Origin of the sequence: Streptacidiphilus sp. MAP12-33, from assembly GCF_041261265.1 — a bacterium.
In the GTDB taxonomy this organism is placed as follows: domain Bacteria; phylum Actinomycetota; class Actinomycetes; order Streptomycetales; family Streptomycetaceae; genus Streptacidiphilus.
The window spans coordinates 74,408-84,864 of sequence record NZ_JBGCCA010000043.1; the positions used below are offsets into that span (position 1 = coordinate 74,408).

At 73.1% G+C, this 10,457-nt stretch carries 10 protein-coding genes and 1 pseudogene; 5 read left to right on the forward strand and 6 right to left on the reverse strand.

The annotated features are described in order from the left end of the window. The first annotated feature begins 37 nt into the window (after positions 1–37). On the forward strand, positions 38–1,876 hold the full coding sequence (ggt, locus tag ABH931_RS33840; protein ID WP_370122126.1) for a gamma-glutamyltransferase: 1,839 nt from the start codon (positions 38–40) through the stop codon (positions 1,874–1,876). A gap of 128 nt (positions 1,877–2,004) precedes the next feature. Here the strand turns inward: ggt and pknB are convergent. Beyond that, positions 2,005–2,937 (reverse strand): annotated as a pseudogene (gene pknB / locus ABH931_RS33845) (Stk1 family PASTA domain-containing Ser/Thr kinase); the annotation flags it as partial. Between the two features lie 110 nt (positions 2,938–3,047). Between pknB and ABH931_RS33850 the strand changes: the two are divergent. Further along, positions 3,048–3,428 carry an MmcQ/YjbR family DNA-binding protein gene (locus tag ABH931_RS33850; protein ID WP_370122128.1) on the forward strand — a complete coding sequence of 127 codons (381 nt, stop codon included), beginning with the start codon at positions 3,048–3,050 and terminating at the stop codon, positions 3,426–3,428. A gap of 75 nt (positions 3,429–3,503) precedes the next feature. Here the strand turns inward: ABH931_RS33850 and ABH931_RS33855 are convergent, their stop codons facing one another. Next, positions 3,504–4,091: a hypothetical protein gene (locus ABH931_RS33855; protein ID WP_370122131.1), complete on the reverse strand. Its 588-nt coding sequence runs from the start codon at positions 4,089–4,091 to the stop codon at positions 3,504–3,506. A 205-nt stretch (positions 4,092–4,296) separates the two neighbouring features. Continuing rightward, the gene (gene trpS, locus ABH931_RS33860; RefSeq protein ID WP_370122133.1) at positions 4,297–5,295 is read right to left on the reverse strand and encodes a tryptophan--tRNA ligase; all 999 of its coding nucleotides are present in this window, start codon (positions 5,293–5,295) and stop codon (positions 4,297–4,299) included. A gap of 288 nt (positions 5,296–5,583) precedes the next feature. On the opposite strand from trpS, the gene ABH931_RS33865 reads away from it, so the two are divergent. Next, positions 5,584–6,081: an adenosine-specific kinase gene (locus tag ABH931_RS33865; RefSeq protein WP_370122136.1), complete on the forward strand. Its 498-nt coding sequence runs from the start codon at positions 5,584–5,586 to the stop codon at positions 6,079–6,081. Between the two features lie 19 nt (positions 6,082–6,100). Here ABH931_RS33865 and ABH931_RS33870 read toward each other — a convergent pair whose 3' ends face one another. Continuing rightward, positions 6,101–7,246: an alpha/beta hydrolase gene (locus ABH931_RS33870; RefSeq protein WP_370122139.1), complete on the reverse strand. Its 1,146-nt coding sequence runs from the start codon at positions 7,244–7,246 to the stop codon at positions 6,101–6,103. A gap of 87 nt (positions 7,247–7,333) precedes the next feature. Between ABH931_RS33870 and ABH931_RS33875 the strand changes: the two genes are divergently transcribed. Next, a complete protein-coding gene (locus tag ABH931_RS33875) occupies positions 7,334–8,770 on the forward strand; it encodes a PQQ-binding-like beta-propeller repeat protein (protein ID WP_370122142.1) in 1,437 nt (478 codons plus the stop codon). Here the strand turns inward: ABH931_RS33875 and ABH931_RS33880 are convergent. Further along, positions 8,757–9,113 (reverse strand): MmcQ/YjbR family DNA-binding protein, encoded by a 357-nt coding sequence (locus ABH931_RS33880; RefSeq protein ID WP_370122144.1) that lies wholly within the window; start codon positions 9,111–9,113, stop codon positions 8,757–8,759. The genes ABH931_RS33875 and ABH931_RS33880 overlap by 14 nt on opposite strands. A gap of 113 nt (positions 9,114–9,226) precedes the next feature. Between ABH931_RS33880 and ABH931_RS33885 the strand changes: the two genes are divergently transcribed. Then, a complete protein-coding gene (locus ABH931_RS33885) occupies positions 9,227–9,832 on the forward strand; it encodes a hypothetical protein (protein WP_370122146.1) in 606 nt (201 codons plus the stop codon). 24 nt (positions 9,833–9,856) lie between these two features. Here the strand turns inward: ABH931_RS33885 and ABH931_RS33890 are convergent, their stop codons facing one another. Next, on the reverse strand, positions 9,857–10,303 hold the full coding sequence (locus ABH931_RS33890; protein ID WP_370122149.1) for a nitroreductase family deazaflavin-dependent oxidoreductase: 447 nt from the start codon (positions 10,301–10,303) through the stop codon (positions 9,857–9,859). Positions 10,304–10,457 lie beyond the last annotated feature (154 nt).

Below are 10,457 nucleotides of genomic sequence, written 5' to 3' on the forward strand. Positions count from 1 at the left end.
CCCAATGGACCCTCAACTCGCCCGATCGGAGGTCTGGATGAGTTCCCGTCGAGTCCGGCACACGGCCCGCCTCACCCCGCCCCTGCTCCTCGCCGCCGCGCTGACCGCCTTCGCCCTCACCCCCTCGGCCGGTGCCACGCCCACGGGCGCCGTGCCCACGCCCGCCGCCACGCCCGCACCGAAGCAGCCCGAGGCCACCGGGACAGGTGGCGCCGTCGCCAGCGTCTCGGCCGAGGCCACCGACATCGGCATCGACGTCCTGCGCCGCGGCGGCAACGCCGTCGACGCGGCCGTGGCGACCGCCGCCGCCCTCGGCGTGACCGAGCCGTTCTCCTCCGGCATCGGCGGCGGAGGCTACTTCGTCTACTACGACGCCCGTCTGCACAAGGTGTTCACCCTCGACGGCCGCGAGACCGCCCCGAGCACCGCCGACCAGAACCTCTTCACGGAGAACGGGAAGCCGCTGGACTTCTGGACGGCCGTCGACAGCGGCCGCTCCGTCGGCGTGCCCGGATCGCTCCTCACCTGGCAGGAGGCACTGGACCGCTGGGGCACGCGCTCCCTCGCCCAGTCACTGAGGCCCGCCGAGCAGCTGGCCGACCACGGGTTCGTCGTCGACCAGACCTTCCACGACCAGACGGCGCAGAACCAGACGCGCTTCTCCTACTTTCCCGCCACCGCCGCCCTGTTCCTTCCGGGCGGAGCGCCGCCCGCCGTAGGCAGCGTCTTCCGCAACCCTGATCTGGCGGCCACCTACCGCGAGTTGGAGCACCACGGGGTCGACGCCCTGTACCGGGGCGACATCGGACGCGACATCAGCTCCCTGGTCCAGCACCCGCAGGTGGACCCGGCCTCCGGCTGGTACACCCGCCCGGGCGCGATGACGCCGGCCGACCTCGCCGCGTACGACGTGCGCGCCCAGGCGCCGACCGAGGTCGACTACCGGGGCCTGGACGTGTACGGGATCGCTCCGTCCTCCAGCGGCGGCACGACCGTCGGCGAGGCGCTGAACATCCTGAACCACTTCGACCTCGCCCACACCTCCCAGGTCCAGTACCTGCACGACTACCTGGAGGCCAGCAGGATCGCGTTCGCGGACCGCAACCGCTGGGTCGGCGACCCGCGCTTCGTCGACGTGCCGACGCGGGCGCTGCTCTCGCAGCGGTTCGCCGACTCCCGCGCCTGCCTGATCAAGCCCGACTCCAGCCTGACCAGCCCGCTCGCGCCCGGCGACCCGCGGCACCCCTCCGGCGGCTGCGTCGACGCGGGGACGCCCGCCCCGACCACCGCCGAGGGCACGCACACCACTCACCTGACCGTCGCGGACCGCTGGGGGAACGTGGTCTCCTACACCCTGACGATCGAACAGACCGGCGGCAGCGCGATGACCGTGCCCGGTCGCGGGTTCCTGCTCAACAACGAGCTGACCGACTTCGACTTCTCCCCCGCCGTCGCGGGCGTGCCGGACCCGAACCTGCCCGGCCCCGCCAAACGCCCGCGCTCGTCGATGTCACCCACGATCGTGCTCAAGGACGGCCGGTTCGACTTCGCCCTCGGCTCCCCCGGCGGCGCGAGCATCATCACCACGGTCCTTCAGGTCCTGACCGAACACGTGGACCGGGGGCTCAGCCTGGAGCAGGCCATCGCGGTGCCCCGGATCAGCCAGCGCAACCTCGCCGCGACCGAGGCCGAACCGGCCTTCCTCGGCAGCGCGGACGAGGCGGGGCTGACCGCGATCGGGGAGGCCTTCACGCTCAACCCGGAGATCGGCGCCGCCACCGGCATCCAACTCCTGCCCGACGGAAGGCTCCAGGCCGCCGCCGAACCGGTCCGCCGGGGTGGCGGCGCCGCCGCGGTCGTCGACCCGGAGCCGTAGCACGCGAAGGCGTCAGCGCTCTGTGCGTCGGTGCGTCAGCTCATCAACAGGTAGGTGATCAGGGTGCTCAGCACCAGCGTCACCCCGCCGAGCAGCACCAGCCTGCCGTAGGCCACGGGCTCCGTCGCCGCCGGACGCGACGCGGTGGAGGGGCCGGACGGCCGCGCGGCGCGCGGCGTGGGCACCGGCGCCTGGGCCATGGCCCGGCCCGCCCCGAGCGGCTCGCCCGCGAGAACGCGCTCGATGTCCGCGCGCATCTCGTCGGCGCTCTGGTAGCGCTGGTCGCGGTCCTTGACCAGGGCGCGCATCACGATCGCGTCGATGTCCGGGTGGATCTGCGGGTCGAACACGGACGGCGGCTGCGGCTGGTCCTGGACGTGCTGGTAGGCCACCGAGATCGGCGAGTCTCCGACGAAGGGCGGGCGCAGCGCGAGCAGCTCGTAGAGCAGGCAGCCGGTGGAGTACAGGTCGGTGCGGGCGTCGACCTGCTCGCCGCGCGCCTGCTCCGGCGAGAGGTACTGGGCCGTGCCGATGACCGCCGAGGTCGCGGTCATCGTCATGCCGGCGTCGCCCATGGCCCGGGCGATGCCGAAGTCCATGACCTTGACCTGGCCCTGACGGTTCAGCATGACGTTGGCGGGCTTCATGTCGCGGTGCACGATCCCGTTGCGGTGGGAGTACTCCAGCGCCTGGAGGATGCCGGCGGTCATCTCCAGCGCGCGCTCGGGCATCAGCCGGCGGCCCGACTGCGTGAGCGCCAGCAGGGTCGAGCCCTCGACCATCTCCATCACGATGTACGGCAGCGAGATGCCGTCGAGGTAGTCCTCGCCGGTGTCGTAGACGGCGACGATCGCGGGGTGGTTCAGCGAGGCCGCGGACTGCGCCTCCCTGCGGAAGCGGGCCTGAGAGATGGCGTCGCGTGCCATGTCGGCCCGCAGCGTCTTGACCGCCACGACACGGTCGAGCCGCACGTCGTGTGCGACGTGGACCTCGGCCATGCCGCCGCGGCCCAGGACACCGCCCAGCTCGTACCGGCCGCCGAGGCGACGCGCTTCCAGCATGCTCCCTGCCCTCTCCCACCCACCGTGACCTCGCCACCGTGACCTTGGCTCGAACACGGTACCGCCTCCGGGTACCGCGGAACGCCACGGTCCGGGCCTACGATGCGACCATGGCCACCTGGGACGACGTCCGCGCCATCGCCCTCTCCCTGCCCGCCACGAGCGAGCGCGCCTCGCGCGACCACGCGATGTGGTGGGTGGACGGAAAGGGATTCGTCTGGGAGCGCCCGCTGCGCGGCCCCGACCTCGCCGCGCTGGGCGCGGACGCGCCGGACGGCCCGATCCTGGGCGCCCGGGTGGCGGACGAGGGCGTGAAGACCGCAATGATCGCGGCGGAGCCGGAGGTGTACTTCACGACTCCGCACTTCGACGGGTATCCGGCGGTGCTGGTGCAGCTGGAGCGGATCGGCGTCGAGGAGCTGCGCGAGGTGATCACCGAGGCCTGGCTCTGCCGGGCGCCGAAGCGGCTGCGGCAGGAGTTCTCGGGCTGAGGTCCGGTTGCACGGTCAGGGGCACGAGGCCCTGCCGATGTGCGGCTCCGCGCCCCTGGGTGGTGCGACCGGACCTCAGCTGGACCAGCGGGACCTGCGGCGACGTTCCTGCGCGGGTTCGGGCTCCGGTTCCGGCTGGACCGGAGGGGGCGTGGGCGGCGTCAGGGCGACACCCTGGAGCGCACGGGCCAGGGCCACCACGTCGTCGACCGGGCGGGCGATCGCCGCCAGCTGCAACGCCTGTTCCACCACGGGCGAGTTCGGGCCGCCCAGGGCGTGGACCAGTTGGACGACCTCGGGAACGGGCCTGCTCACCACCGCGACGCGCAGGATGTCGCGGCCGCGCGTCAGCTGCGGGCCGCGCAGCGCGGCGAGCAGGACGGTCAGTTCCTCCAGCGGCCGGCCGGCCGCGACCTCGCTCGCGGGGCTGGGCCACGCGTTCTCGCCGTCGGCGTCGAGGAGGGCGAAGAGGCGGGCGACGTCCGCGACCGGACGGTTGGCGACCGCGCTGTGGACCAGCGCTGCGGCCCAGTCGGGGACGCGGTCGGCTTCGGGCTCGGCGGCGATGACCGCCTCCCGCCCGGTGGACCCCCCGGTGGCCCCGACCGCGGTCTCCACCACGGACTCCTCGGGGCTCGATATCAGCGAGATTGCGCGTGCCACGGTCCTTCTCCAGTGCTTGTGACGTGAGGCGGAATCCCGCCTGCCCGACCAGCGTCCCCGTCAAGGCCGTGCGCGAACCACCCCGGAAGGCCATGTGGGGGACGCCCGTTGCCAAAGCTTTGCGCGTCCCTCCACAGGTGTCACTGCAGGTCACAGGCTTACCGTGGGTCACTCCCGTCACACACGGTACACGCACGAACACGGCTCAGTACACACAGTCCATCACTGTCCGTACCTGCTCCAGCGTCGCGTCGGCGACGACGTTCGCCTCCTTGTTGCCCCGGCGCAGCACCTCCCGCAGGAAGCCCCGGTCGCGGGCCAGCTCGGCACGGCGGGCGCGGACCGGCGAGAAACGCTCGTTGACGGCCGCGGTGACCACCTGCTTGAGCGCGGCCGCACCGCCCCCGCCGATCTCCTCGGCGAGCTCGGCGGGGTCACGCTCCGTGCACAGGGCGGCGAGCAGCACCAGCGAGGAGACCTCGGGGCGGCGCTCGGGCTCGTAGCTGATGTGCCGCTCGGCGTCGGTCTTCGCACCGCGGATGAGCCGAGCCGTCTCGTCCGCGTCGGCGGCCAGCGCGATGGCGTTGCCGCGGCTCTTGCTCATCTTGCCGCCGTCGGTGCCGAGCAGGAGCGGCGCGGCGGACAGCAGCGCCTCCGGCTCGGGGAAGACGGGCTCACCGGGCCGGGCGTAGCGCTCGTTGAAGCGCCTCGCGACGGTGCGGGTGATCTCCAGGTGCGGCAGCTGGTCGCGGCCGACGGGGACGGTGTTCGCCTTGCAGAAGAGGATGTCGGCGGCTTGGTGAACGGGATAGGTGAACATCAACCCCGAGACGGCGGCCTGGCTGGAGTGCCTGATCTCGTCCTTGACCGTGGGGTTGCGCTGCAACTCGGCCACGGAGACCAGGCTGAGGAACGGCAGCAGCAGCTGGTTCAGCGCGGGCACCGCGCTGTGGGTGAAGACGACGGCCCGTTCGGGGTCGATCCCCACGGCGAGGTAGTCGAGCAGGAGTTCCTCCACGTAGCCGGGGAGGTTCGCGGCGATGTCGCGGTCGGTCAGCACCTGGTAGTCGGCGATGACGACATAGAGCTCGGCGCCCTCGTTCTGGAGCCGGACACGGCTCTCCAGGCTGCCGAAGTAGTGGCCGACGTGGAGGCGGCCGGTCGGACGGTCACCGGTGAGGACGCGGACGCTGCTGGGGTTCATGGCTTTCGCTCCCAAGGCTCGGGGGATCGGGGTGGTGGGAACGGGCCGCGCCGCCGGACGGGCGTCGGGCGCATCCACCCCGGGCCGTGCCGGGGAACGCCGAAGGGCCGTCCGTGCGAACGGCCCTTCGAGGCGTGCGTGCGAGAGGGAGCCGCTCCTAGGAGGAGCGCCACCAGGTCAGGCACGAGGAAAGCTTCATGGAGCCAAGCATAACGGCGCCGAAGCATCGGCGGGCGGGATGGAAGGTCCCGACATGCGCGCGCCGAAGGGCCCGCGCAGGCTGGCCCTATGACAGCTGAAGCCGTGTCCGTCGAGGCCGTCGCCGTCGACAAGCCCGAGGACCTGAACGTGATCATCGGGCAGTCGCACTTCGTCAAGACCGTCGAGGACCTCCACGAGGCGCTCGTCGGCACCGGCCCCCACCTGCTCTTCGGCCTCGCCTTCTGCGAGGCCTCCGGCCCGCGCCTGGTCCGCCGCTCCGGCAACGACGACGAGCTCGTCTCACTCGCGGTCGCCAACGCGACGGCGATCGGCGCGGGGCACTGTTTCGTCGTCTTCCTGCGCGAGGGCTATCCGGTCAACGTGCTGAACGCGATCAAGGCCGTCCCGGAGGTCTGCGGCGTCTTCTGCGCGACGGCCAACCCGGTCCAGGTCCTCGTCGCGGTGACCTCGGCCGGCCGTGGCGTCGTCGGCGTCGTCGACGGGGCCCCGCCCCTCGGCGTGGAGACGGACGAGGACGTGACAGCCCGCAGGCAACTGCTGCGCGCCATCGGTTACAAGCTCTGACCGGCCCCGCCCGGGACCGTTACGGCGCGGGCGGTGCCAGGTGATCGCTGAGGAAGCCGAGGGCGGCCGGCAGCAGGCGGACCCAGGTGGTGAAGTTGTGGCCGCCGGTGGGCACGGTCGCCTCGGCCACGGTCGTCGGTGGGCGGACCAGGGCCGCGAAGGCCTGGCTCTGGGCGTAGGAGGCGCCGTCCTCCTTGCTGGTGGCGAGCAACAGGGAGACCGGCGGGGGCGGCAGATGCTCCAGGCGCCAGACCAGGTCGGCCTCGTCGCGGCGCAGGGTACTGCCGCCGAAGAGGTCGCCGGTGGTGATGTCGTGGGCCGCCTCGAAGTAGCCGGAGAGGGCGGCCGCCGTCGTGTAGACGGCGGGGTTGCGCATGGCGAGCTTGAGCGAGCAGTAGCCGCCCGTCGAGTCGCCGATCGCGCCCCAGCCCGCCGCGTCGGTCCGCACCCGGTAGGAGCCCTCGACGTCGAGCGGGACGTCGGCGGTGAAGTAGGTCTCCGCCTGCGGACCGCCCGGGATGTCCTCGCACTCGCTGTCGCGCGGCATCGAGGGCGAGGGCCGCATCAGCACCTGGACCATCGGCCTGACCTTGCCCTGCTGGATCAGCCCGAGCTCGATGGAGGGGTACTGGAGCTTGGTGACCAGGTTCTTCGCGTCGCCGGGGAAGCCGGTGGTCACCACGATCACCGGGAACCGGTCCCTGGCGTAGGCAGGCTGGAAGTACTGCGGCGGCAGGTAGACGTAGCCGTCCGTGGTGAGGCCGGTGACGTGGCCGGGGATCCGCACCCGGTCCAGGCGGCCGACCTGGTCCGGGGCGCGCAGGCCGATGCCGTCGGAGCCGACGGTCTCCTGGCCCAGCATTTGGACCGCGCCGCGCGCGCCCGGCTTGGAGCCGGCGCCGGGCACGGCGGCCTGGACCGCGACCGGCCCGCCGCCGATGCCGAGCAGGTCGTGCCAACTGCTGTAGAAGGAGAAGTAGTCGTTGGCCCAGATGCCGAGCGTGCACAGCATCAGCACCTGGGTGACGCCGAGGGCGAGCAGGCGTCCCAGCACCGGCAGCCAGCCCCGCCCGGCGAGGCGCGGCCACAGCCACACCGTGGCGGCGACGGACAGCACGCTCAGCACCACCGCGAGGATCAGCAGCCCGCTCCCGGTCAGCCCCATGCGTCCAGAGTGCACCAGCGGACCCGCCCACGTCACAAGCGCGCGCCGCTGCCGCGCCGGCCCGGCGCCCGGCCCCACACTGGTGGCGTGAGCCGCCTCCCTCGTACGGTCCGGGTCCTGATCGGGTGCGTCGCGCTGCTCACTTCCGCGTGCACGGGCGCGGCGCCGGGCGGCTCCCACGGCGCCTCCGCCCCACCTGCCGCCTCTGCCACGGCCGAACTGACGCTCGCGCCCACCGCCGCCCGCCCCGCGCCGACCGCGCCCGGCGACTGGCTGACCTACCATCACGATCCCTCGCGCGCCGGCGACGTCCCCGGCGTCCCGACGCCGGCCGCGGGCGGGCCGCGGCAGGCGTGGCGGACGGAACTCGACGGCGCCGTCTACGGGCAGCCGCTCGTCGTGCGCGGCACGGTGATCGCCGCGACGGAGCACGACAGCCTCTACGGCCTGGACCCGGCCACCGGCCGGATCCGCTGGCACACCTCGCTCGGCACCCCGCAGCCGCTCTCCGCGCTGCCCTGCGGCGGCATCGACCCGCTGGGGATCACCAGCACGCCGGTGTACGAGCCCAGCACCGGTCTGGTGTTCGCACTGGCGGAGTTGAACGGTGGTCAGCACGTCCTCGCGGGAGTGGATCCGGCGACGGGCACGGTGCGGGTGCGCCGCGAGGCCGAGCCGCCGCGCGGCGACCGCCGGGCCCACCAGCAGCGCGGCGCGCTGGCCGCCGTCGGCGGGCGGGTGCTGATCGCCTACGGGGGCCTGGAGGGCGACTGCGGCGACTACGTCGGTTCCCTGGTCTCCGTTCCGGCGACGGGCGCCGGACCGCTGGTCACCTCCACGGTCCCGACGAGCCGTCAGGGCGGCATCTGGGCGCCGGGCGGCCCGGTCCTCACCCCGGACGGGCGCGTGCTCGTCGCGGTCGGCAACGGCGCGGCGACCGGCGGCGCGTGGGACGGCTCCGACTCCGTGCTCGCCCTCTCCCCCGCCCAGCTGACCGTCACCGGCTCCTTCGCGCCGACGAGCTGGGCGGACGACAACGCGCACGACCTCGACCTCGGCTCGCTCACCCCGGCGCTGCTCGGCGGCGGCACGGTGCTGACCGTCGGCAAGCGCGGCACCGGCTACACCCTGGGCCTCACCACCCGCCTGCGCCGCACCGGCGTCGGCGGCGAGCAGGCACAGGCGCGCCTGTGCGGCGCGTTCGGCACCGCGGCCGTGAACGGGCGAACGGCCTTCCTCCCCTGCTCCGGCGAGCTGCTGCGCGTCGACGTCGGTGCGGACGGCGTGCCGCGCGGCGGCTGGCACGTCCCGCTGCGGGCGGCGGGCTCGCCGGTGCTGGGCGGCGGCGCGGTGTGGGTGCCGGACTACGGCGCCGGGACGCTGCTCGTGCTCGACCAGGCGAGCGGCCGGGTGCTCGCCCGGCTGACGACGGGCACGCTGCCGCACTTCGCCTCGCCGGTCCTGACCGGCGACCGGCTGCTGATCGGCACGATGACGGGCGTCACGGCGTTCACGGGGGCGTGACGGGCCGCAGGCGCTTCGGCAGCTTGGCGAGGATCGCGTCGTAGGAGTCGTCGACGGCGGCCAGCAGCTCGTCGTCGGGGATGTCCCCGTCGAAGGAGAGGCTGTTCCAGCCGTAGCGACCGATGTAGGCGCTGGCGGTGGCGGCGCCCGGATAGCGGTTCAGCCACTCGTCGGCGGTGTCGCGGTCGGGACCGCACTTGACGCCGACGGCGGTCCCGCCGGGCGCGCCGAAGAAGGCGAACACCTTGTCGCCGACCTTGGCGACCACGTCGCCCTCCCAGGGCTCGTCCTGCCACGCACCGGGCTTGGCCAGGCAGTGGGCGAGCAGTTGCGCACGGTCCATCGCTACCACCTCCTTCTCGAACTATGGCAGCTCCGAACCCGCCTGCTGGGAGTGCGGCCTCATCCGTGAGCGAAGAGAATGGTGCGAGGGGTTCCCGCACCAGGGAGGACCCGATGAGTTCGCACGCACGTTTCCTCGCCGCCGCGGCCGCCCTCGCCGCCGGTCTGCTGGCCGTGACCACCGGAGCGGCGGGCGCGGTACCCGCCGACTCCGGCTCGCCCAGCCCCTCCGGACCGCCACCGATGACGATGCCCTCGGGCACCATGGCACCGAGCGGCAGCGCCTCCGGATCGGGCTCCGGCACCACGACGACCTGGACGTTCTACAGCGTCAGCACCGGAGCCAACCTGTACACGGCCAACGGCCAGGTCGTCGCCAACCCGACCACCCCGCCGACGATCGGCGGGTACGCCGTGGGCACCGACAACGACTACGTCGGCACCCAGGCCAGCCACTCCTCCGACGTCTCCGCCACCGACCACCTGTTCTGCCTGTTCACCAAGGCGCCGGCCACGGCCACCTGCTCCGCGGAGATCGCGACGAGCCAGGGCATGCTGCTGGCCGACAACTCCACGCAGAACTTCGCCTCGTCGGCCCAGACGCAGACGTTCAAGATCACCGGCGGGACCGGCGCCTACCAGGGCGCGACCGGAACGGTGAAGGTCACCCAGATCCCGAACACGAACAACGCCGACTTCGTGGTCACCTGGTCCAACTGACCGCCCGATCACCCGGTCGACCGCTCAGTGCGCGGCGGGCGCCGGCTCCAGGACGAACAGCGGGATCTCGCGGCTGGTGCGGGTCTGGTAGTCGGCGTAGTCCGGGTACGCGGCGACGGCCCGCTGCCACCACTGCGCCTTCTCGTCGCCGGTGACCTCACGGGCCGTCATGTCCTGCCTGACCGGACCGTCCTGGAGCTCGACTCGTGGGTCGGCCTTGAGGTTGTGGTACCAGACGGGGTGCTTCGGCGCGCCGCCCTGCGAGGCGACGACGGCGTAGCGTCCGTCGTGCTCGACGCGCATCAGCGGCGTCTTGCGCAGCTTGCCGCTCTTCACCCCGACGGAGGTCAGCAGGACGACCGGCATACCGCGCAGCGTCGTGCCCTTCGTCCCGCCTGAGTTCTCGTACGTCTCGACCTGGGCCCGCACCCAGTCGGTCGGGCTCGGCTCGTACTCACCCTGTAGCGGCATGCGTGTCCGTCCCATCGCTCTCGGTGAACCTCGACGGGGTCCATGATTCCACCCGGCGGTCGCCGCGGGGGGGGGGGGGGGGGGCGCGCCCCCCCGGGGGGGGGGGCCCCCCCCCGCGCGCGCCCCCGCGCGGGGGGGGGGGGGGGCGCGCGCC